Origin of the sequence: Congregibacter sp. (assembly GCF_045107095.1) — a bacterium.
Lineage (GTDB): Bacteria > Pseudomonadota > Gammaproteobacteria > Pseudomonadales > Halieaceae > Congregibacter.
In genome coordinates, this window is record NZ_JBGCFU010000041.1 from 27,368 (window position 1) to 51,506 (window position 24,139).

At 55.2% G+C, this 24,139-nt stretch carries 15 protein-coding genes; 3 read left to right on the forward strand and 12 right to left on the reverse strand.

The window, feature by feature from the left end; genetic code table 11:
* Window positions 1-68 precede the first annotated feature (68 nt).
* The 8 genes from AB8B76_RS07970 to AB8B76_RS08005 all read right to left on the reverse strand — a co-directional run bounded on the left by AB8B76_RS07970 (window position 69) and on the right by AB8B76_RS08005 (window position 9,133).
* Window positions 69-1,247, reverse strand: a complete 1,179-nt coding sequence (locus tag AB8B76_RS07970; protein ID WP_405271502.1) for an acetyl-CoA C-acyltransferase — start codon at window positions 1,245-1,247, stop codon at window positions 69-71.
* 68 nt (window positions 1,248-1,315) lie between these two features.
* The gene (locus AB8B76_RS07975; protein ID WP_405271504.1) at window positions 1,316-2,236 is read right to left on the reverse strand and encodes an SDR family NAD(P)-dependent oxidoreductase; all 921 of its coding nucleotides are present in this window, start codon (window positions 2,234-2,236) and stop codon (window positions 1,316-1,318) included.
* 24 nt (window positions 2,237-2,260) lie between these two features.
* Complete coding sequence (locus tag AB8B76_RS07980; protein WP_405271506.1) at window positions 2,261-2,722, reverse strand: MaoC family dehydratase; 462 nt, start codon at window positions 2,720-2,722, stop codon at window positions 2,261-2,263.
* Between the two features lie 80 nt (window positions 2,723-2,802).
* Window positions 2,803-4,053 carry an acyl-CoA dehydrogenase family protein gene (locus AB8B76_RS07985; protein WP_405271508.1) on the reverse strand — a complete coding sequence of 417 codons (1,251 nt, stop codon included), beginning with the start codon at window positions 4,051-4,053 and terminating at the stop codon, window positions 2,803-2,805.
* Window positions 4,054-4,111: 58 nt separating this feature from the next.
* Window positions 4,112-5,812, reverse strand: coding sequence for a class I adenylate-forming enzyme family protein (locus AB8B76_RS07990; RefSeq protein WP_405271509.1), 1,701 nt, complete (start codon window positions 5,810-5,812; stop codon window positions 4,112-4,114).
* A 41-nt stretch (window positions 5,813-5,853) separates the two neighbouring features.
* The gene (locus AB8B76_RS07995) at window positions 5,854-6,993 is read right to left on the reverse strand and encodes an acyl-CoA dehydrogenase family protein (RefSeq protein WP_405271510.1); all 1,140 of its coding nucleotides are present in this window, start codon (window positions 6,991-6,993) and stop codon (window positions 5,854-5,856) included.
* A 12-nt stretch (window positions 6,994-7,005) separates the two neighbouring features.
* The gene (locus tag AB8B76_RS08000; protein WP_405271524.1) at window positions 7,006-8,187 is read right to left on the reverse strand and encodes an acyl-CoA dehydrogenase family protein; all 1,182 of its coding nucleotides are present in this window, start codon (window positions 8,185-8,187) and stop codon (window positions 7,006-7,008) included.
* Window positions 8,188-8,365: 178 nt separating this feature from the next.
* Window positions 8,366-9,133, reverse strand: a complete 768-nt coding sequence (locus AB8B76_RS08005) for an OmpA family protein (protein WP_405271511.1) — start codon at window positions 9,131-9,133, stop codon at window positions 8,366-8,368.
* A 205-nt stretch (window positions 9,134-9,338) separates the two neighbouring features.
* On the opposite strand from AB8B76_RS08005, the gene AB8B76_RS08010 reads away from it, so the two are divergent.
* On the forward strand, window positions 9,339-10,106 hold the full coding sequence (locus AB8B76_RS08010) for an enoyl-CoA hydratase/isomerase family protein (RefSeq protein WP_405271512.1): 768 nt from the start codon (window positions 9,339-9,341) through the stop codon (window positions 10,104-10,106).
* A 7-nt stretch (window positions 10,107-10,113) separates the two neighbouring features.
* Here AB8B76_RS08010 and AB8B76_RS08015 read toward each other — a convergent pair whose 3' ends face one another.
* Complete coding sequence (locus tag AB8B76_RS08015) at window positions 10,114-11,082, reverse strand: hypothetical protein (RefSeq protein WP_405271513.1); 969 nt, start codon at window positions 11,080-11,082, stop codon at window positions 10,114-10,116.
* A gap of 204 nt (window positions 11,083-11,286) precedes the next feature.
* On the opposite strand from AB8B76_RS08015, the gene AB8B76_RS08020 reads away from it, so the two are divergent.
* Window positions 11,287-19,254 (forward strand): hypothetical protein, encoded by a 7,968-nt coding sequence (locus AB8B76_RS08020; protein ID WP_405271514.1) that lies wholly within the window; start codon window positions 11,287-11,289, stop codon window positions 19,252-19,254.
* Window positions 19,255-19,301: 47 nt separating this feature from the next.
* Here AB8B76_RS08020 and crtD read toward each other — a convergent pair whose 3' ends face one another.
* The gene (gene crtD / locus AB8B76_RS08025) at window positions 19,302-20,786 is read right to left on the reverse strand and encodes a 1-hydroxycarotenoid 3,4-desaturase CrtD (protein ID WP_405271515.1); all 1,485 of its coding nucleotides are present in this window, start codon (window positions 20,784-20,786) and stop codon (window positions 19,302-19,304) included.
* Entirely contained in the window at window positions 20,783-21,526 is a 744-nt protein-coding gene (locus AB8B76_RS08030; RefSeq protein ID WP_405271517.1) for a hypothetical protein, read from the reverse strand. Before AB8B76_RS08030 ends, crtD begins: the two co-directional genes overlap by 4 nt.
* A gap of 47 nt (window positions 21,527-21,573) precedes the next feature.
* Here AB8B76_RS08030 and AB8B76_RS08035 point away from each other — a divergent pair, with 47 nt between their 5' ends.
* Entirely contained in the window at window positions 21,574-22,989 is a 1,416-nt protein-coding gene (locus tag AB8B76_RS08035; protein WP_405271518.1) for a cytochrome P450, read from the forward strand.
* Between the two features lie 20 nt (window positions 22,990-23,009).
* Here AB8B76_RS08035 and AB8B76_RS08040 read toward each other — a convergent pair.
* Window positions 23,010-24,139 (reverse strand): ATP-grasp domain-containing protein (locus tag AB8B76_RS08040; protein ID WP_405271519.1); only part of this gene is annotated, 1,130 nt, incomplete at its 5' end.

Genomic DNA, 24,139 nt, shown 5'->3' on the forward strand with positions numbered 1-24,139 from the left:
GGCTCGCGACGCCCGCGCGCAGCTCAAGGCTTCACGCGGCTCGGTGCTTAATCTCTCAACACTGAGTATTACAGTACTTCAAACAGTCCTGCTGCACCCATACCACCACCAACACACATGGTGATGACAACGTACTTAACGCCGCGTCGCTTACCTTCGATGAGTGCGTGGCCAATCATGCGCGAACCACTCATTCCGTAGGGGTGACCAATGGCGATGGCGCCGCCACTGACGTTGAGCTTGTCATTATCGATGCCCAAGACGTCACGACAATGCAGTACCTGTACTGCAAAGGCTTCGTTGAGCTCCCAAAGGCCGATGTCATCGACGGTCAGACCATGCTGCTTCAGCAGCTTAGGTACAGCGTAGATAGGACCAATACCCATTTCATCAGGCTCAAGACCCGCGACCGCAATACCGCGGTAAAGCCCCAGAGGCTCCAGACCACGCTGCTCCGCAACTTTTGAATCCATGATCAACTGGGCCGACGCACCGTCAGACAGCTGTGAGGCGTTACCAGCGGTGATAGTGCCGCCTTCAATCACGGTCTTAAGACCCGCAAGAGCCTCCGGGGTCGTAGCGCGAATACCTTCGTCACGGCTGACCGTTGCTTCAGCCTCAGACTGTTCGCCCGTTTCCTTGTTCCACACAATGCGCTTGCAGGTCACGGGGGTCAGCTCCGCATCGTAACGGCCTTGCTCATAAGCTTCCGCTACTCGCTGCTGCGATTGAAGACCGTACTCGTCCATAGCGTCACGGCTAATGCCATAGCGCTTGGCAACGGTTTCCGCCGTCTGCAGCATGGGCATGTAGATATCGGGATGCATGGCTACCAGCTCTGGATCTGCAGCGCGATGCAGGTTCATATGCTCGTTCTGGACCAGCGAGATAGAATCAAGACCACCGCCGACAACGATGTCCATGCCGTCATACATAACCTGCTTCGCGGCAGTGGCTACTGCCATCAAGCCGGACGAACACTGGCGATCAATCGTCATGCCCGATACGGTGACGGGCAAGCCTGCTCGCAAGGCAATCTGCCGCGCGACGTTCTGACCACCGCTGCCCTGCTGTAGCGCGGCACCCATGATCACATCTTCGATTTCGCCCGGCTCCACACCCGCGCGACGAACCGCTTCACTCACGGCCGCAGCACCCATAGTGGGGGCTGGCAAATTGTTAAACCCGCCACGATAGGCCTTTGCGATAGGCGTACGCGCCGTCGATACAATTACTGCTTCTTTCATAACTTATCTCCTAAAAGACGACGAAGCCTCGCCGTCAAAAAAACATTGCTAGCTAAAAAACCCGCGATTTACTCGAGAGAAATACCCAAACCTGCGGCAGCCTGCGTCAGCATTTTGCCCGACTGTTCAAAACCAGCCTGTAGCGCGCGTCCACCCTCGGCGGCTGAAATTACACCCCAGTGAGCAGCGATGCCTTCGGGCGTCTGTTCTTCAGGTGTTAGCCAGAGGCCTTCACTTTCAACAATTTTCGACACAGCGTAGGAGCCCGCACCGGCACAAAGAATCGTGCGATTTGGACCGTCCTCGCTCACCAGGTACAGCACAGCGGGTGTAACAGTCTCGGGAGTCAGCAACTCGAACATCTTCTCTGGCATGAGGCCGTCCGTCATTCGAGTTCCTGCTGTTGGGGCTAACGCATTCACTCGGATGTTGTACTTCGCGCCTTCAAGAACCAATGTGTTCATTAGCCCGATCACGCCCATCTTGGCAGAACCGTAGTTGGTCTGACCAAAGTTGCCGTAGAGACCGGAGGAAGAGGTGGTGACCACTACCCGACCGTATTCCTGCTCTTTCATGATTTCCCAGCAGGCGCGAGTGCAATAGACGGTACCCATAAGATGAACGTTTAGTACAAGCTCAAAATCTTCCATGGAACCTTTGATGAAGCTCTTATCGCGAAGAATGCCTGCATTGTTTACGAGGATATCAACGCGACCCCACTTCTCCATTGTCGCGGCGACCATGGCTTCGACTTGCGCGTAGTCGGCGACATTAGCGCCGTTGGCCATTGCCTCACCGCCGGCTGCCTCGATCTCGGCAACCACAGCGAGAGCGGCATCAGACGAGGATCCCGTACCGTCTTTGGAGCCACCCAAGTCATTAACTACAACCTTGGCACCACGCTTTGCAAGCTCGATGGCATGACTGCGACCCAGTCCTTGTCCTGCGCCGGTAACAATAGCCACTCGACCGTCATAACGAATCGTCATTCTAAAATACTCCTTTTATGTGTATCAGCCGCAGACAATCATCGCGAGAGACTCAGCGACGAGCGCGGGTGTGTCTACGCCTTCAATCTCAACCGTCACCGACGATGTCAGCAAGAACCGATTATCATCTTTCTGATCAACGCTGATCAGTTCGCTGTGAGCGCGGATGCGCTTCCCCGCACGGACCGGGTTCAAAAAACGCACTTTGTTCAGGCCATAGTTAATACCCATCACAACGTTCTCTGGTACCACACCGGTGCCTTCGCTCAGCTTTGGCAGCATTGATAGTGAAAGGAAGCCATGAGCGATAGTGCCACCAAAGGGCGTCTGCGCAGCTTTTTCCTCGTCGATGTGAATAAACTGATGATCTTCCGTGCAGTCCGCAAAGGTATTAATGCGATCCTGGTCCATCGTCGCCCACTCGCCGACTGTCTTGTTGCCCACCTGATCCACAAGCTGCTCTTTTGGTACGACTGTAACTCCCATGTACTTTCCCCTATTACTGATTGAATTCTGTCGTTAGTGAGCGGCGCCAAGCGCCGCACAGCCTTTGCTATCTGTACCTATTAACCGTCGCGGAACGTCGCGTTAACCGGCTCTTGATCCGAGTATTTTTTAAACTCATTACGACCTACAACCATGCGATGCACGGCATCGGGACCATCAGCAAGACGCAGGGTTCGCTGCCCCATGTACATAGTTGCCAGCGGCGTGTCCTGCGATACACCCAGACCACCAAACATCTGTATCGCTTCGTCGATTACCTTGAGCGTCACATTCGGCACGGCGGTCTTGATCATCGATATCCAGATACGCGCTTCCTTTGGATCAACGTTATCCATCATCCACGCAGTCTTAAGGGTCAGGAGTCGCGCTTGCTCAATGTCCATGCGCGCGTTGGCAACGATGTCGATGTTGGCACCTAGACGAGCCAAAGGCTTACCAAAGGCCACTCGTGTGGTCGCTCGCTTGCACATCAGCTCTAAGGCACGCTCGGCAGCGCCCAAAGCGCGCATGCAGTGGTGGATACGACCAGGCCCAAGACGACCCTGAGAAATTTCGAAGCCACGTCCCGCACCAAGAATGACGTTGTCCTTGGGCACGCGAACATTGTTGAACGCGAGCTGCATGTGTCCGTGGGGTGCATCGTCCATGGAAAACACCTGCATGGGACGGATTATTTCAACGCCCGGAGTATTGATGGGCACGAGAATTTGAGACTGCTGCTTATGCTTAGCGGCATCGGGATCGGTTTTGACCATCACGATCATGATCTTGCAGCGCGGATCGCCCGCGCCAGATATCCAGTGCTTCTCGCCGTTAATGACCCACTCGTCACCTTCCAGTACGGCGCTGGTGCAGATGTTGGTCGCGTCAGAGGAAGCAACACCGGGCTCGGTCATTGCGTAGGCGCTGCGAATCTCACCATTGAGGAGCGGTGTGAGCCACTCAGCCTGCTGTGCTTCGCTACCGTACTTAGTCAGTACTTCCATGTTGCCGGTATCTGGCGCGGCGCAGTTAAAAGACTCTGCGGCCAAGTGCGATCGACCCATCTGCTCAGCCAGATAAGCGTATTCAACGGTCGTTAGACCGCTCGCTTGCTCACCTTCCGTGAGGAAAAAATTCCACAGCCCCTCAGCACGCGCTTTCGCTTTGAGGGTCTCGATGATTTCGGTTTGTCGCTCAGTGAACTGCCAGCGATCACCTGTCGCAATCTCCGCGGCGTATTCCTTCTCTACGGGCACGACTTCTTCGTCGATAAACGCCGTAACGCGCGCCAACAACGGCGCAACTTTTTCCGATACTCCTAGGTCCATGACCCGATCTCCTTGCGTGCATGCCCCACGTTCTTGCAGGGCAAATAAATGAAAACCCTCAAGCAGCTGCTAGCTGTTCGCTCAGCTCTGCCTTAAGTTGTCGTTTAAAAATCTTGCCCGTAGCAATACGTGGCAGGGCGTCCTCGTGAAAACGGACGTGTGCGGGAATCTTGAATCCCGCAATGTGCTCTTTCAAAAAGCTTTGAAGCTCCTCGGCAGACAAACGCTCACCTTCGCGCAGCACCACACTGGCAGCAACGGCCTCGCCCAGGCGTTCATCGGGAACGCCGTAAACAGCAGCTTCACTCACCGCCGGATGCTGATAGATGCCGGCCTCTACTTCGATACAACTTATGTTTTCGCCGCCTCGGATGATGATTTCCTTCATACGATCGACAATGAACAAAAAACCGTCTTCATCGATGTAGCCCACATCACCCGTGTGGAACCAACCATCGCGAAAAGCCTCCGCACTGGCTTCGGGCTTGTTCCAATAGCCAAGGCAATTCGCAGGAGAGTGAATACACACCTCGCCGCGCTCGCCCGCAGGCACCGGCTGATCATTCTCATCGAAGATCGCGATGTCCGTGACCGCAGGTACCGGCCGTCCGGCACTGCCCGGTCTCGCGCGGTACACGGCGCCCGTATTGATGGTCCCTAAAGCATTAGTCTCGGTCAGCCCGTAGCCGATACCTGCCGATGAATGCTTGAAGGTGGTTGCGAGCTTCTCGACCTGTGCGGGCGGCCTGGCCGCACCACCACCATAAATCTCGGCAAGAGACGATAGATCCCGGTCGGACTCAGCCGCCGCAGCCTGAAGCTCTGCAGACATCGTCGGTACGCCGGTGAACCAGGTAATGCGCTCTTCTTCGATCATGCGAAGCGCTTCCTGCACGTCCCACTTGTGCATGATCACTAACTTACGACCCACAATAAGGGACAGCAAGAAAGCTGTGTGACTGCCGGTACAGTGAAACAGCGGAATAGTGAGCAGGCCTGACGCTGGAAACTTTGCTGGCTCGCTATCGCCACCGGCCTGCTTTGCTGACAAACCCAACAGCATCCAGCTGTAGAGCGCCGACAACATACCGCGGTGAGATGACAGTGCGCCTTTGGGATGCCCTGTAGATCCCGAGGTGTACATAATTGTGGCGTGATCGTCACCGGTCACCTCGACCTCGGGCATCTGTGCACCCGCATGAGCGGCTACCAAATCCTCGAACTTGCTGAACTCCACCGCAAGACCTTCGCAGTCGTCCACAGCGATAAGCTTAAGCTGCAACTCATCCTGAAGAGGCAATAGGCGTTCCATGCGCTGACGATCGACAATAACCAGCTTTGCACCGCAATCCTTTAAACCGTAGTCGAGCTCCTCGGTGGTCCACCAGGCGTTCATTGGCACGGCTACCGCGCCAATGGACAGCGCTGCGATGAAGCCCATCATCCACTGTGGGTTATTGCGGCTGAGAATGGCCACGCGATCACCGGGCTTCACTCCGAAGTCATCAATAAGGGACCGTGCGAGCGCTGCGGACTGCGCATAGCTTTCACCAAAGGTCATGCGGTCATCGCGATAGACCGTGAACTCCTTATCCGCGTGATTCAGCATAAAGCGGAAGTACGCGGCCATATTCTCTGGTGCTGAGGCGAAGCTTCTATACTCCGCGCCATCGATGGTAACGGTGCTCAACGCAAAGGGCGCGCCGTCCTGGGTGAGCTGCTCGACAGCTTCATCAATTTTCTGCAGTTCTTCGCTCATACTTTTTATAGTTTCCTGTGCCTGCGGAGTAAATCAGCTCATCAGTATCCACCGATTCGCGCGAAACGATCCAGATGATAGTAGTAGTCACCCATCAAATGCTCCAGTACGCGGGCACGCTTCATGTACAAGCCGATGTCGTATTCGTCTGTCATACCGACCCCGCCATGCATCTGAACGCCCTCATTACTGGCGAGTCTGGCAACTTCACTTAGCTTAGCCTTCGCAGCACTGGCCAAACGCGACAGATTTTCGTCATCCGCGTCTACTGCCTGCAGAGCTTTAAGGACGATAGACCGGGCCAGCTCCAACTCTGCAAACAAATGCGCGGCGCGGTGCTGTAAGCCCTGGAAGGAACCAATCACCTTCCCGAACTGCTTTCGCTCCCGGATGTAGTCCATAGTTCTCTCAAAGGCCTCTAAAGACAGCCCGAGCAACTGTGCAGAAAAGCCAATGGCCGCAATATCAAGTGTGCGCTCAAGCGCTGCCCAGGCATCACCTTCACCACCCATGAGCGCATCAGATGACAGTCGAACACCATCCAGTGCGACGGATCCGCATTGCCGGCTATCAACCATGTCACAGGGAGTCACGCTCAGTCCCGCGGCATCTGCAGGAACCAAAAACGCGCTCAGGCCATCTTGATCTCCGGCTGCTCCACTACTGCGTGCAATCACAACAAAGGCATCGGCGGATTTGGCATCCAAAACCATGCGCTTTTCACCAGATACGACGTAAGCGTCACCGTCGCGTGTTGCCGTCGCGGCCACCGCTGCTGGATCGAAGGCACCGGACTCCTGCAACGCCAAGGTGACCTGCTTTTCGCCAGCAGCTATTTCTGCGAGCCACGTCGCTTTCTGCGGCTCCGTGCCCAGACAGTTAATCGCCGTGGCGCCAACCAGTACGCTTGCCTCAAGGGGCGAAGCACTCAGATGACGTCCAGCCTGCTCCAGAACCACACCCAAGCCCGTGTATCCATAACCCAAACCGCCATAGGCCTCAGGAATCGCAATCCCAGCCCAACCCATCTCAACCATCTCTTGCCATACAGCGGGGTCAAAGCCGAGCTCATCACCAGAATCCCGCAGTTTACGAAGGTGCCCTACGGTCGCCTTACTCGCCAAAAAGCCTGCTGCAGACTCTTTGAGCATTTGTTGTTCTTCATTTAGCACTAATGTCATGACAGCAACTCCTCAGGCGTCGGGTAGACCAAGCACACGCTTGGCTACGATGTTGAGTTGAACTTCGGAGGTACCGCCCTCGATGGAATTACCTTTTGATCGCAAAAAGCTGCGTACAGTTTCGCCTCCGCGGTATTCATCACCAGACCAACCCAGCGCAGCTTCTCCACCCACAGCGAGATTCAACTCGTTACGACGCTTGTTCAATTCCGTGCCGTAGTACTTAAAGATTGATGACGCGGGCCCAAGGCCCTGCCCAGCTTTCACTTCGTCGCCAACGCGCTCCATGGTCGCGCCAAACACCATGGTGTCCAGCTGATGCTGGGCTATGTCTTGGCGCAGGATGCCGTTACGAAGCCGTCCTTCCGCATCGGCACCCATCTGCTCGACTGCCGTTTTACCCAGGGACTTACCTCCCGAGGTGCCAAACGCTGAGATCATTTCCCGTTCATGCGTAAGCAGGTACTTGGCAATTGTCCAGCCCTGACCTTCTTCGCCAACCAGGTTCCGCTTGTCCGCGCGAGCGTCGTCAAAGAAGGTCTCGCAAAACGGCGAAGAACCACTAATAAGACGAATGGGCTTTGCAGTCACTCCGGGCTGGTCCATATCGAAGAGTACAAAGCTTATGCCTTCGTGCTTGCTACCGGAGTTGTCCGTGCGTACCAGGCAGAATATCCAATCCGCCTTGTCTGCGTAGGAAGTCCAGACTTTCTGGCCATTGATTACATAGTGATCACCATGATCGTCAGCACGCGTTTGTAAACTTGCCAGATCTGAGCCTGCGCCAGGTTCGGAGTAACCTTGACACCAGCGAATCTCGCCGCGGCAGATGCGCGGTAGATGCTCCAGTTTTTGCTCCTCACTACCGAACTTCAGTAGTGCTGGCCCCAGCATTGAAATGCCGAAAGAGTCCAGCGGGCGCCGGGCACCAATTCTGGCCATTTCTTCTCTTAAAACCTTAACTTCCTCGGCGGAAAGACCACCACCGCCGTACTCCTTGGGCCAGTGAGGCACGGTCCAGCCTCGCTCGGCCATGCGCTCACACCATAGAGGCTGTTCGGGGATGTTTACTTCGGGATTTCGACCACCGTTATAGATATCTTCAAAGCTGTTAACGGGTTGGCGCATGGATTCGGGGCAATGGTTGGCAAGCCACTCCCGGGTTTCCTGACGAAAGGTATCTATCTCGGTCAAAGCGGAAGCCTCCTGAGGGTTACGAATTCGAATATGAAGGGCTTGGGCAGCCTGTGCCCGCACCGCAAAAAAGTCGGATTTGAACATACAGTATGTTTTACTGTCGCTCAAGTATTCTTCACGGTAAAGAAAAGGCGCCGGTGCAATCCGGCGCCTCCAAAGATCGTCAAAAAGTGCCTTAGCGAACTACCAGCTCAACACGTCGGTTGCGCTCGCGCCCGTCCCGGCTGTCGTTGCTGGCAATCGGGTTAGCCTCACCGCGACCCGTTGCACGCAACTGGTCAGCATCAACACCTTGAGACACCAGATAATCTACTGCTGCTTGCGCGCGACGCTCGGACAAGCCCAGGTTGTACTCCTCGGGACCCGAGGTGTCGGTGTAACCGACAACATCCATCTTCACGCTGCTGTGGGACTTGATAACAGCAACCGCTGAATCAAGAGCTGCTCGCGACTGAGCGTCCAAAGTCGCACTATCAAAGTCGAAGTTCAGACGGTCCACTGTCAGCACCACCTCGTCTTTAACGGGACAACCTGTCGCATCCACTTTGACGCCTGCGGGTGTATTCGCGCACTGATCTTTGTAGTCGGCAACACCATCCCCGTCACTATCAAGGGCACAGCCGCTCATATCAACTTCTGCGCCGGCAGGGGTGTTGGCACAGCGGTCCTTGTCGTCCATTACGCCATCGCCATCACTATCCATGGGCGCTGCGGCAGCTGCCGCCATGGGCGCTGGCTCTTCGTAATCGCAGATGACAGCGCCTACACCGGCACCCACTGCTACCCCACCTACCGCGCCGGCTCCGCCAGCGGTCGCGCCAACAACGCCACCCACCGCGCTACTGCCGACGATACAGGTTTCGTAATCGCGTATATCAACGCTGCTACAAGCCGCGAGCACGGCGACTGACAGGAGTACAAAAAGCCGTGTAAACAATTTCATGGTCATGTCCTTTCTTTGCTGTTTTTTTAGTGGGAATTTGCATTCTGGGTTCAGGGCTTTTGATGCGAAACACGCACTAAACGCTGCAGCAATAGGTCCCCCCGCGGGAGGTTACACCATTTGAACCACGGGGCACACACTTCGCGCACGCGTTTTTGTGGCGGTGCTAAACTTTAGTTCATTAGCTGTCGCAGGGATTCAATCGATGTACAAAACACTGGATATAGAGCGCCAAGGACAGACCGCGTCGTTGTGGCTAAATCGACCCGACAAACTCAACCCTTTGTCTTTAGAGACGCTGGAAGAACTCACCCACGCGGCCAAAGAATTTAATCGCGACAACGCCATTAAGGTAGTCACTGTAGGCGGCAGAGGCCGGTGCTTTTCAGCAGGAGCTGACCTTGCGGGCTTTCCAGCACCTGGCGACGTTGGCGCCAGGGAAGCGGCTGATGCAGGACGACGCATGGCCGACGCCATGGAACAGATTAACGCCGTAACCATCGCCCGTATTCAAGGATGGTGCATTGGCGGGGGACTGGTATTGGCAGCTTCTTGCGATCTGCGCATAGCGGCGCAGGATGCGCGGTTCTCGATCCCCGAAGTCGATCTCGGCATTCCGCTGGCCTGGGGAGGCATCCCCAGGTTGGTGCGCGAGATTGGCCCGGCTCTCACTAAAGAGTTAGTCATGACCTGCAGACCGTTTGATGCGCAGGAGGCTTTGGGCGCCGGGTTTCTTAACAAAACAGTGGATATAGAAGAACTAGATGAGGCAGTACATCGCATGACCGAGTCCATAAGTTCTCGTCCAGCATTTCCGATACAGGCTACCAAGCGCCATGTCGATGCGGTGACCGCCAATCAGGTAGGACTCGCACGATCTTGGTCAGACGCAGACAGCCTTCTTGCCGGACTTTCAGACCCAGAATGTCAGGAAGCGCGAGAGCGCTACGTTCAAGCAAGGAGCAAAAGCTGAGCAAGGTTTAGCGACCGCCGACCAGCTCCCGATCGAGCATGACCTCCAGGCGAAAAACGATACCCATCACGCCTTCCCGTTTTTCTTCATAGAGATCTCTTCGCCAGTTGTAGCTCGGCTCTATCTCATAAAACAAAAACTGCCGAAAGAACTGCTTGCGGTATAAAAACCCGAGACGATAACTGGTCTCGTAGTTTTCAGGCTGGTCGCGGCCACTCACGGCAACAAAATACTCAATGGCGCTCGGAAACTTCGCATGGTCATCCAGCCAGCGTCGATAGGTAATACCGGTGTTGTAATCCCAAAACTCTTTATCTTCACGGTATCGAACACGCCCGGCCCATCGAATCAGGCTCTTATCGTCCAGAATTCGGTTCGCCTCAAAATTGGTCAGTGAGCGATAGCCATCCTCGGTGTGGTACTGCAGGCGCTGGGTGAATCGCGCCCAACTGTTATCGGTAATTGATTGCTGATAGCGAAAACGCACACCGGGTAAAATCGCCGGACCTGATCGCACGGAAATCGTGGCATCGAGGCGTGTGCGGCGGCCATCTCGGACATTTACGCGCAGGCCTACATCATTTTCCTGCCCGCGCTCTTCCTCAGTCAGCGTTTGCTCAGACTCCTCGCCGGAAAACACCAGGTCGACGCGTTCTGAAATCTTCGGAAGATCCACCTGCCCACGGAGCCGCACCTTGAGATCATGACCATCGCGTTGATCCCAATCATCTATAAAGATGGCGCGAACAAAGGAATCCGCCCGCTCCGCATCGCGCACTTGCGCACCGAAGAAGTCATCCATCCATTGGGCTAAGGCTTGGGTTCGATTTGTGGCGTACTCGTGGCTTTTGTCGACCCAGTGCGGCACCTCAATATCCGAAGCAGGTTCGACCAACACTTCGCTAAGTTCTGCTTCGGCGATGTCTTGGACTAGCTCTGATGATGACCCAGCCGCGCCCGCGGAGGCGCATAGCACAGCACTCCAAAGGGCCGCCCTCCCGAGGAATTCGAAAAACCTTGTTACACCGGACATTCTCTTAGAATTATCACACTTGGCCTTTTGCCGCAGCATGAATCTGCAATGTGTGTTTCGTCACAGTTTTGGCACGCACCTTGCTGCTAAACTGTAACGTGAAGAAAAGCGTCAATAACACAGACATATAACAGTAGAGCAAACCGAGTGAACGTCAAAGTGCAGCGCAACACCAGCAGCCCTTCATTATTACCCAGTATTGGACGATCGATCGTTTGCGCCTTTGCCGCTATAGTCCTAGCTCTAATCACTCCTACTGCAATCGCACAAATTCCTACGGTAAGCCTGCAGGGCCTGCCCGCAACTCCATTGATTGGTGAAGAATTTTGTGTCGACGCCAGCTTTACCAATGCAGATAGCACAACCGGCTACGGCCCTTACCTCATCGCTGTTGTGGATAGCCAGATTCGGCAACTGAGCGTCGATTTTGTTGATATCCCTCCTCAGCTCACCCAGATTGGGACCTTTGACGCCACCGGCATGTTAACTGACCCCATCTCAGGCATCCCTCTGACCGGGAACCCGGGTGGTAGTGCATGGATTGCGCGGTACCCCGTCGGATCTGTTGACCAAGGACAACCCGCACTGGTTATGACTGTGTGTGCAGTTGTCGAGGCAGGAGCGGATATTGGAGTGGCGAAGCCGGTAGAGGTGATTCCCGGATTCGAGTTCGGCGACACAACGGTAGGAACAAACGGCGCAATAACCGGAACGCCCAGCAACTCCACTGTTACACCCGAACTAGCGCGTATTACGAAGGCAAATTCAGCGCCTGAAGGCGAACGCCCCCCCGGACCCAGCCACGCTTTTGTCTACACATGGAACGTGGACATTTCAGAAGGCGTTGCGATTGAAAACATTGTCCTGAGTGACGTCTTGCCTGCACAGATTCAGTGGACGGGAGACCCCATAAGCATCGCATCGCCCTTTGGCGTCGGCTGCTCAATAACCGGCGACCCTAATCTTGCACCGATCACGGGCGGCACTGTGACGGCAGAATGCACCGCCGTACTCGGCACCGCAGGTACCGCGGACTTGACGGTTTCAGTACCGGTTTACATTTCTGATGTTCTTGACGAAACCCTGCCTGACAGCGAAACCATCATCAACACGGTGACCTTTGATTACGACTATCAGGGCACAGGATTCAATGACACTGCGAACAGCACTGTTACCGCGGAGCATGCGACGCTGCAAAAGTCCGTGTCGGGTACGGGACTTCCCGGCGGAGTCCTCACTTATGTAATGAACTTTCGTCTCACCGACTACCCGGACGCACCTCCCGGCGCGGGTGCTAACGCCTTCTTGATCGATGACGTGATCGCTGATGGCCTCAACTTCGACGGCACCGTCGCACTGATTATCGACGGTGCCACGGTACCCATAACCGCCACGGCAATACCCGGCCCAGGTCCCGGACAGACCTCGCTGACATGGGATATTGCTGCCGCAACGGGCGGCCAGCTTGATAATGGCGCTCAAGGTTCATTGACCTACGAGACAACCATCCTCGACACCTACGCCAACGGTGATCCCGTGCTGGCAGCAGACGGTTTCGATAATTCGGCAACTCTCACCTATGGACTTACGGAAGGCGGTAGCGGTGCTAACGATTCAACCATTGAGGCCGCAGTGCAGCCCAATGTACCGGACAAGACTATTTTTTCTCCTAATCCGGTTCCACCGGTTCTGGAGCCTGGGGATGAAGTTGTATTTGAACTGTCGTTGAGCATTCCTGCTGGAAACACGGACAATGTGACGTTCGTCGATTTTCTACCGCGCCCCGTGTTTACCGTTGCAGACTTTGTCGAAGCGAATGACCTTTCTATTTTGCCGCCCTTTGCAAGCCTCAACCCCACGGTCACGACGCAGGCAAGCAACAACTCGATTCGCATGGAGTTTGGCAACGTCGCTACAACCATTGCCACCACGCTGCGTGTACGACTGACCGCTCGCATTGTCGGCACGCCCTTCGCGGACTCACTGTTTCTCACCAACCTATTGGAAACGAACTACGACACCACCGATGGCAGGACCATCACAGACCTACAGGCCGTTGGCGGAACCATCGGCGCACCGTCTCTCACCATTACCAAAGGCGTTATCGCTACCGATAACAGTGACGCGATCATTGTTCCGGCTCCGCCGGCGGACCCTAGCACGGAAACCGCGGAGAGCGACGTCAACGGCGTTGATGCCTTCGATGAAATCACCTATCTGTTAACCGTGGAGAACGTTGGTACAACACCCGCTTACAACGTTACTTTTGATGAACCGGTAGTGAGTTTACTGGCCTGCACTGAACCCACTTTAGGTGATGTTGTCGATGGCAACGGAAACGTGTTGCCGTTCACGGGCTCCTTAACCACCGGTATTGTTTTAGATGACCCATTAGCCGCAAACGATGGAATGGAAGGAGCGCCATACGGCACAGACACAGCTCTGGCGACCGTTCGATGTACTCTGGATAACGCGGTTGAACCTTTGCAAACCGTAACTAACGAAGCCGGAGTAACATGGACATCAGTCCCTGACCCTTCTGCACCGTTTACCCGTGTCACGGACACAGCCGAGGCGGTGATTGCGAATCCCCTGGTCACTAAAACAATTACCGATATTTCTCCGGGCTACAGCTCCCAAAACCTTCGTGCACACATCGGCGAGCTCGTCACTTATGACCTGGTAATCACTGTCCCCGAGGGCACCTCTACCAGCGTACGGGTGGAAGATCGACTACCTAACGGAATGGCGTTTGCAGACGTCGTTTCCATTGTGCCAAGTAGCGCAGACGTCACGACATCGCTGGGCAACTTCAACAACGTGCTTGCCAATGCTGGATTCAACAGCCTAGGCAGCGGTGAAACAGCGCCTGATCGCAGGTTGGTCTTTGGCCCCGCAAACAACGCCAGCGGCTTTGGAACGATCACGAATGCGAACAGCGACAACACCGTCGACGAAACCATCACTATTACTTATCGAGCCAAAGTCCTGAACGCTTCGGTCAACACCTCGGGACAGCGACGACGCAACCGCGCCCGGTGGCTGTGGCAAACCAGCGGGGAGTCTCGGCGCAACGTTCAAGGACGCGCAGACCCTATTCGCATCGTAGAAAGTAGTCTGCAGCTTGCGAAAACGTTTACGCCTGATACCGGCGACAATGCGACACCACCGCTCGTCACGCTGACGCTGAATCATGCGAGCGGAACTACCGCTGACGCTTTCGATGTGAGTTTGAGTGATGTACTCCCGAACGATATGCGCGTCGATGGTCCCATCGACGACAGTCTTTGTCCGGCAACACCCGACAATATAACCATCACCTCACTAGCCGCATCAGACCAGGTAGAAGCAACCTGGGGCCGATTCCCCCAAGGCGCGGTTTGCACGCTACGCTTTCAGACTGAATTCATCATCAATCCTATCGCGGGAAGTCAATTAGAAAACTGCGCGGAATCGCTTTGGGAGAGCCTTTTAGATACAGATCAGCCCGTATTACCCACAACACCAAACAATACCCTTGGTGTGGAAAGAACCGGTAACGATGCCGATCCCGGGCAGCAAAACAACTATCGCCTGCAAAGCTGCGATATCTTCACCGTATTTGGCGTGGGACTGACAAAGAATGTCACCACAACGGATCAAAGCCACACAGACAACATCCCCGGTACACCCGCCGACGCAGAATCACTGACGATTGGCGAGACGGTGACTTTTCAGGTTGTGGCGACCATCCCTGACGTCAACATTCCCAACCTGACCATCACTGACTTACTTCCCATTACAGACAATGTGCTGGAACTTGTCTCGGCGAGAACTATTTCTGTCGGTGGCGACCTAACACCCACGATCCCGGACCCGACAGCTGCTATCGACGATCGTGATGGCGACGGCGTTAATGACCGTGCAGTATTGAACTACGGTCCGGTAACGCAGGCCGCTGACGGCACCACCAATTTCCGCGACCGGATTCGCATAGAGGTGGTTGCCAAAGTCAAAGACGTACTGGTCAACCAAAACAACGACAGCACCAGCAACGGCGCGATTGCCCGATTCCTACCATCAATCACATCGTCTGACAGCGCGGCCTTGGAAATCGTCGAGCCGCTACTGAGCATCAGCAAAACAGCGAACACAGGACAGGCGGAAGCAGGTGACCTGGTTACCTATACCCTTCGTGTGGAGCACAGCCCCGCCTCACGTATAGACGCCAAAGACCTGGCTTTAAGCGATGTGATACCTACAGACCTTAGTGTAGTGCCCGCGGACGTCAGACTAGGCGCTGTCTGCAGTGCTTTGCCCGATACCGGGCCTACGTTGGCAGCCGGGGAAATTACTGCCACCTGGTCAACGTTCCCTCTAGGAGGCGTCTGCGAAATCGAGTTTGACGCTTCAGTAAATGTAACAGCCGTAACCGGGCAGACGATAATCAATACCGCCGAAGTGATATGGACCACCTTGGATACCCAAGGCGACCCTGATGACAGAAGCTACGACCTCACTGACCAATGGACACTTAACATTAGTGCGCCGGGCATCGCCAAGGAGATTACGGCGATTGATATCGGTGACTTTGTCTTGGGCGCCTCCTCGCAGGATCTGACCATCGGCTCAACAGTCACCTTCACCATTGATGCTGATTTCCCCGACGGGACGACAGAGCAAGCATTCGTCACGGACAGCATGCCGAACACCGATGTCGCCTTCGAAATAACAAGAACCGAAGTCATCGCTATTGGCAGTGACCTTTCAATCAGTAGCGGTCTGCTAGTGGGTGACGCAGCTCTCGACTGCAGCCCAGGAGCACCGCAAACCTGCGCTGAATGGTTACTGGGCAACGTGGTGAACACACCGGACAATCGACCGGAGCCCGACACCGACGATCGTGTCACCTTCGAAATCGACGCCATAGTGTTAGACAACGCACTAAACTCCGGAGCTCCGGGCGAAGACAAAAACCTGCAAAACCGCGCCCAGCTTCGCAGTAACTCCATTAACGTCGTCGCGGCCACAAGCTTCGATCTCATTGAGCCCCAATTGCAAATCAGTAAGCTCACCGAGAATGGCACCTTACCGGCCATCGTTGTCGCGGCGGAGCAGAAGAGATTTGTACTGGAAATTAATCACGCCGCCATATCCACCGCCACGGCTCGATCTATCACTGTCACTGATGTATTGAATAGCGACATGCTGTGGGTAAACGACAGTACGGTCGTATCTGACTGCCCGGGCTTTGCGATAGTAAATAGCCCGGCGCCACTTACCAACGGGAGCCTTGAGTTTTCAGTAGATTCACTCAGTGTCGCGGAAAGCTTCTGTGAGATTGGCTACGATGTTCAAGCGATCGGAGCGGGATTCCCTGTGCCTAGTGAATTTCCCAACGTAGCCACCATTGCCTGGGAGTCTGCACCGACAAGTCCAGAGTCACGGGCTGGGGGCGACAGCGATCGCAACTTCCTTGTAAGCCTTAGCACAGCCTCCGTAAGCAAGGTTGTATCTGGCACCTCTGTTCCAGATACAGGAAGCGCGCAGGCGAATCCACTGCTTGAGGATCTCACCATAGGAGAGCAGGTACGTTACGAGATAGTGACTGCATTTAGCGAAGGCCAGCAAACGGGCGTTGTGCTTACAGATACGCTGCAGGATGACGATCCCAGTGGCCCCATACTGGAACTCATCGGTGGCAACGTGATTTCTATTGGCGACAACATCACAACCTCGTTGCCAGGAACACCTGTTGTTGCCGGAAACGTAATAACCATTGACTACGGCACGGTTGACAACGTTGCGGACATGATCCTCAACGAGAAGGACACCATCGTCTACGAATTGATCGCTCGCGTGGTGGACGTGCCCAACAATGTTGCCGGAATTACTCTGACCAATACCGCAGAGCTGAACTTTGTAGGTGCCGGACTGCCTGAGACCAGCAGCGTAGATATCGACGTGGTGGAACCTGTTCTGGCAGCGACCAAAGACTTTACCGACTTAACGGAAGGCATCGCGACTATCGAAATCACGGTGACCAACAGTGGCACTTCCAGTGCTTATGAGCTCACGGTGACAGATGCGTTTGATGAGACGTTCTGGATACCCGGAAGTCTAACTCCGATCACGCTGCCGCCAGGATTCACACTGACTGAAGCGTCCGCAGCGGGCACAACTACCGTCACCCTTGAGACGGAAGGTAATCCCGCGAAGCCCGAGGAAGTATTGGCTCCGGGAGAAACGCTATCTATCACGTTCTCCATGGAACTGGTAAACGGCGGCATCGTTGGCGTCAGCCAAATAGACAACACGGCGGACGTTGAAGCAACCAGCCTACCGGGTGTTGATCCCGCTGAGCGCACGTACACCACAACTGCAACGGACAGCCTGTTCTTTCCGGATTTGGTGTTGGAGAAAACGTGGATAGGGCCAAACAATCCGGCGGAACCCGGCGACACAATTACTTACACCCTGACGCTGGACAACAACGGACTAGCTGCTGCTACGACGCTGGTGATTACCGATACACCAGACGCCATTGGTGAGTTTCAAGCCGGATCTGTGAGCGCATCGGGCATAGGTGTAGTGGACACCGGCAACACGCCGGGCGACACCAGTATCAGTGTGAGCTACACCACACTTGCGGCGACCGCGACTGCAACGATTACATACGATGTTCTGTTGCCACTGCCGTATCCCGATGGGCAGACTTCTCCGGAAGAGCTGAGCAACCAAGCCAACGCTGACTCTAAAGAGCAACAAGGCATCATCTCTGATGACCCAACTACGGGTACTGCAGACGATCCAACAGTTGTTCCGGTCATTGCGGATCCCGTGATGAACGTTACCAAAGACGATCAAGTGGTACTCACCGCTCCTGGGGCCGTAATCGAGTATCTCATCGCCTACAGTAACTTGGGCAACCAAGACGCCACCGGCGTGGTCATCACCGAAACGGTACCCGCAAATACTGTTTACACCGCGGCAAGCAGCGCTGCAGGGTGGAGCTGCGCTGACGGCAGTGGCCCCGGAACGACCTGTGAATTCACCGTTGGAAATCTGTCGGACACGCCGGGCAATGTGGTGTTTGCCGTACTCGTCGATACACCGCTACCTCCAGCCGTTACTCAGATCGACAACCTCGTTTCCATCACCGATGACGGCGATGAGTTCGACCCCGGGGCGCCGGTTGTTCCGTCGACAGACACGGACACAGAACAAACACCGATTGGAGGTGCATCCCCGCAACTGCAGATCACCAAAGATGATGGCGGCATCGGCGTCACCCCCGGTCAACGTTATAGCTACCTCATTGATTACGCGAACATTGGTAATCAGGGCGCTACCGGCGTAGTGGTTTCGGAAACCGTTCCCGACGACGTGGCGTTTAGTGCAGTGGCGAGTTTGCCGAGTGTCTGGAGCTGCCCCGATGGGAGCCCACCGGGTACGGTTTGCTCCATCACCATACCTCTACTGTTAGCCTCAGTTAGTGATCAGGCTCGCTTTGGTCTTGATGTCAATTTCCCTGCAGAGGCTGGCAGAGAGCTCATCATCAACACTGTAGATATTGAGGATGACGGCGCAAACTCTGTGCTCCCTGCAACTGATACCGACACCGATGACACACCTCTCATCGCCGTACCTGAGATTTACGTAAGCAAACAAACAGATGCCGGTATTGTTCGCGAAGGCGACAGCATCATCTACACCGCAATGTACGGAAATCAGGGAAACCAGAATGCCACCGGCGTTATCGTTCGTGAGGCTGTACCGCTCGGATCTACCTTTAATGCCAGCAACAGTGCCCCGACTCCTTGGAGCTGTGCAGACGGTGCGCCTGGCGGAACGATTTGCGAGTACCAGGCGGGAGCGGTCAATGTGGGTTTCATGGAAACTCTGATGTTCGCGATCGACGTTGTAAGCACACCCGATAACCGGCAAATCATTAACATCATCGAAGCCAATGATGACTTCAGTAACGGTCTGGATCCTGTGCCCGAAAACAACATCGCGCGGGTAATCAATATGTTCCCGGCATTAAGCGTTGACACGATGAGTCGCAGTGCCCTGATTGTTATGGCGCTGCTCTTACTCGGAATGGCCAGACGCCACCAACGGAGAGAGCGATAAGCTCTGAGAGCCCTAAAGATTAGTGTTGGGCGCACAGTCCAATGCGCTCAACTCTGATCTTCAAGGACTGCCCCCGCCGCCAAGCGCCCAGACATCGCTGACATAGGCACCCCGGCACCGGGGTGCACTGAGCCGCCGGCAAGATAGAGTCCTTTGACGCGACTGCGGGCACCGGGCCTTGCAAAGCTCGCCATAGATCCATGGTTCGCGCGCCCGTAAAGCGCTCCCCCACTACCCGGAAATCGCTCGCTGAACCCCCGCGGATCCGTGGTCACGCAGGATGCCTCATCAAATTCCAGCTCGCAGCCGCACTCACGCAGCAGGGCGAGCGCCTTACTTTTGTACTGTGCAAGCTTGTGCGGGTCTCGCAGACGCCGATCTCCGTCAGCAGGAGCGTTGATCAACAGCAACAAACGTTCAGGGCCTTGGGGAACGTTTCCGCCAGCGCGATCCTGAGCACAGACATACACCGTCGGGTATTCCGTGATCTGCCCTCGACCAAAAATGGCGGCAAATTCTTCCGGATATTCTTCAGCAAAAAACACGGTGTGATAATGCAGAGCGAGGCCCGAGACTTTCGCCACCATACAAAACGTCATTGCAGACAAGGACCGATTTGTGGGCATTACCGGCTTAACGCTGGGTGCCACCGCCGCTCCTAGCATTCCCGTACCTAGGGCAGAGATGTCACCGTTATAAACGATTTGATCCGCCCGTAGCTCTCGCTCATGCTCAGTTAGCACGCCTACCGCACGATCGGCCTCCATCACGATCTGGCGAACACCTTCATCAAAGGAAAACTGCACACCCAGGCCCTCCGCCAGTTCCCGAAGCGCCACCGCGACAGCGCGCATACCTCCGTCGACAAGCCACACGCCCTCTTGCTCCACATGCGCGATGAGCATTAGCGTTGCCGGGGCCTTTAGCGGAGAGGAACCCACATAAGTCGCGTAACGACCAAAAAGCTGCCTCAAACGAGGATCGGCAAAGTGATCATCCAACGCGGACCATAAAGAAGAGAAAGGCGCCGTGCGCCACATCGCATCTAACTTGCTAAAACCGACCCGGCTAACCAACTCGAGCATGCCCGGGCGAGAGGACGCGATAAACGGTTCACGCAGCGTTTCGTAGATATCAGCACTTCGCGCGCAAAACGCCCTGTAACCTAAGGCGTCTTCTCTCCCTGCGAACTCCTGGATCGCTTGTTCGGACCGCTCCGTGCTCGCGTACAAATCCAGTACACCGCCCTGTCGCCACGCATGGCGAGCAAGCACATCGGCTTTTTCCAGACGTAAATGCGCCTCCAATGCCGATCCCGCTGTCTCGAAGAGCTGGTCAAAAATCCAGCGCATAGTGAACACCGTCGGCCCAGCATCCACCCCCACTCCATTCACGGGTAGCTGACGCATCTTGCCGCCGGGTTCCGCCGCACGCTCAAGTACCGTGACACGATGTCCTGCAGCTGCCAACTCGATGGCCGCGGCTAAACCGCCAACCCCCGCACCGATAACGAGAGTATGGTTGGCGCTCAAGCTGCAGTTCTCGCACGAAACTTTAAAGTCACGGCGCGCTGGTGATAAATAATCAAGGTCAAACCAGTAATCAAAGGAACAGACCACAGCGCGGGTGTCAGTGCGATCTCCGGCAGCATGCGCACAGCCCCAAAGGCAAAAAACGCGGTATACACTGATATGCCAGCTCCTACCAACGACTTAATGTGTTCCTTAATACGATCGAGCGGCCGCGGATTAGGCTTGTAAAGAAACCAGAGATTCGTCCCTACGGTGGCAAATCCCACCATAGAGATGCCCACCATCAAAAGCTGATTCAGCTCCCAGCCCCGCCAGGCGCAGTTCGCGGACGCGATGGTGAGCAGGACTTGCAGCAGCAAATTATGCCAGGTGCGATTGGCCTTATGATCCCGACGATTCTGAATACACAGCCAACCATGCCAAGCCAGGTTGATCGTTAGCGTAGCGAGATACAGCATCATCCATCCGAAGATCCCTGCGATGAGTGCAGGATCACCGAATTGTGCGTGATCGACCAAATGCGGGTGAGTCGCGATAGGATCTGACAACGTGGTCAGCGCAATACATATCGCAACGCTGCCCGTAACCAGCATCATCATCGTGAACAGCTTGCCAAAGCGTGCGTGATTTACGCCGCCTTTGCGTCCGACCACGGGCACCCAGAAACTGATTAAACCGGTAGCACCCGTGACGATGTGTATCGCCACAAGAATTTCAAACAGAGTGTGGGTCGACATCATTGCGAAGGAACCTGATACTGAAACCTCATAAAAACACCCTGGGCACTATGAGCCAAGACAAACACTATATTCCTCCAAAACCTCATTCCCTCGCTGCGCTTCCGGCGTTGATGCGGGTGCTGTGGAACGGTGATGGCAACCTGCTGGATCTTCTCCCAGCTGCTGCCTACCGCTTCCCTGTGGGAAACCTCGGGTACTCGAGACGCTCCACCGTGCTGTTTAATGACCCCGATCTCGTGCGACACATCATGCGCGACCCCGATGGCATCTTTCCCAAGAGCGATCTCATGGTCAACGCCCTTGAGCATCTCATCGGTGAATCGATCTTTGTTACCGACGGCGAAAAGTGGCGGCGTCAGCGAGCGATGATTGATCCCGCCTTCTCGCATATGCGCATTAGTCACGCCTTTGAGGCGATGCAGGCAGCGGTTAACGACTATGTACACACTCTCGAGGCGAGTGCCGATAGTGGTGAGCCACTCTCGCTGGATCTGGCTATGAGTCAACTCACCGCTGACATCATCTGCCGCACGGTATTTTCCACCTCGCTGGATTCTCAGGTTGCCCACGATGTCTTTGAAGACTTCACGGTCTTTGAGCGTTCTGTTGCTCAGGTTGACATCAAGCGACTGATCTTTGAGCCCGCATGGACCAAGGCCCCGCAGCCACAAGTCGTGCTTGACGCCTGCACTCGCATTCGCAGCCATCTCGCGGCGCTCATCGACACGCACCTCGCGCCCGACGCTGATTACAACGACATTGCCAGTGCGGTAGTGGCAGCGCGGGACAGTGACACGCAGGAGCCTTTTACCAAGGACGAACTCATTGATCAGCTCGGCGTGTTCTTTCTTGCAGGGCACGAAACCACCGCCAGCGTTCTGACCTGGCTGTTTTTTATCTGCGCTCAAAGACCCACGCTGGTCGCCCAAATGCGTGAGGAGATTGATCGCGTTACCGGAATTGAAGGCGGGGGTGAAGTAGAAGGAGCGACCGATGGAAAAATTACCTTTGAGCACATGCGGCAATTGCCATTGCTCAAAGCAGTTTTTCGCGAAGCCCTCCGTTTGTACCCCCCGATCACTTTTATGCCTCGGGTTGCCATGGAAGACACGACGGTGGGACCCCGAAAACTGCCCAAGGGTGCGCTGGTGATGATTTCGCCGTGGACACTCCATCGCAATGGAGACTACTGGGAAAATCCCCACGCCTTTAAGCCCGAGCGATTCTTGCAAGAGAACGAGAGTGCGCTTACCAACGGCGCTTACATACCCTTTGGACAAGGACCACATACCTGCGTAGGCGCGGGTTTTGCGCAGACCGAAAGTCTGTTGATCATCGCTGAGCTGTTGCGACGCTTTGATTTTGAAGCCTTGAATCCGAACCGCGTTCGCCCCGCTGCGCGCCTTACCACGCGTCCTCGTGAACAAATATTTTGTCGCGTGACTCGCCGCAGTCGGTCGTAAATCTAGCGGTAGCATTACCTTCAAGGGTTCTCACCAAACCACGCGATGTCCCGCTGAGTTGCTTCACCGAGGGAAAGATCGCTGGTCATGGCCGGCCAGAGAATCTCCCAGGACATGGGCGTCATAAGCAAAAACGGAAGAGGGTCATGCCCTGCCCAAATAACGTCACGCGCTGCCAGCATCTCTTTAAAACGCCGAATAAATTCGCGAGGCTTGAAGATTGCCGCATAGGTCTCTGTAAGCGTTGAGTACGCCCACTGAAAGCGCGAACCTGATGCTAATTCAATGGCCGGCGCACTTTCAGGATCAAGGAGTGCACTACCAAGGGCGTGGGTATCGAAAAAGTGCACGCCACTAGTCGCCCGAGGGTTGCATTCAATCGCTCGCGCTACGCCCGATTCATCAACGATAAAGTCGAAGGCAAGGAACCCGCTGTAATTACTGTCTTTGAGGAAGTCGCTCACCCACGTTTGAGCCGACGGCGCATCGTCCACACGCTCAAAGCAAATAGCGACCGTCCCTGCAAAGACGCACCCGCGGTAGAACACGGTCGCCACTTCTCGTCCCTCACTGACTACCGAGAGCGAACTGATCAAATCTCCATCTAGATGGGTCTGCACCAGCCCCTCTTTGGAGCTGGAATCGAGAGCATCACCAGCCTTAGCGAACCGCAGGCCAATACCCGAACAACTGTGTACAGGTTTCTCCACGTAGTCGTTGTTGAGTGACAGCGCTAACGCACCAGGTTCATCCGCTGTGAATGTCTCAGGCACCTCTAGCCCCTTGCGCGCCGCGAGAGCAATAAAATCACGCTTGTGATGAAGTTCCGCAAGCTGTTTGAGAGGCGCTGCCCAAAGCCGGACTCCATCGGGCAGCTGATCGCTAAGCTTGGCTACGTGCAGTGCTTCTTCAGAAACCGGAATCACGAGATCCACGGACTCCTGCTCGACTATAGCGAGCAAATCAGCGAGGTAACACGACAGAGAATCATTGGGCGCGGTAACCCGAAAAGACCGGGCCACATCCCGGGATGGCTTACAGACGTGCCAGCGAAAAGGGTCAGCAACAAGTACGCGACACCCCGCCGCACGGCAGGCTCGAGCGATAGCGAGTGCCTTAGGCAAGCGGCCTAAGGTCAACAAGACGGTGG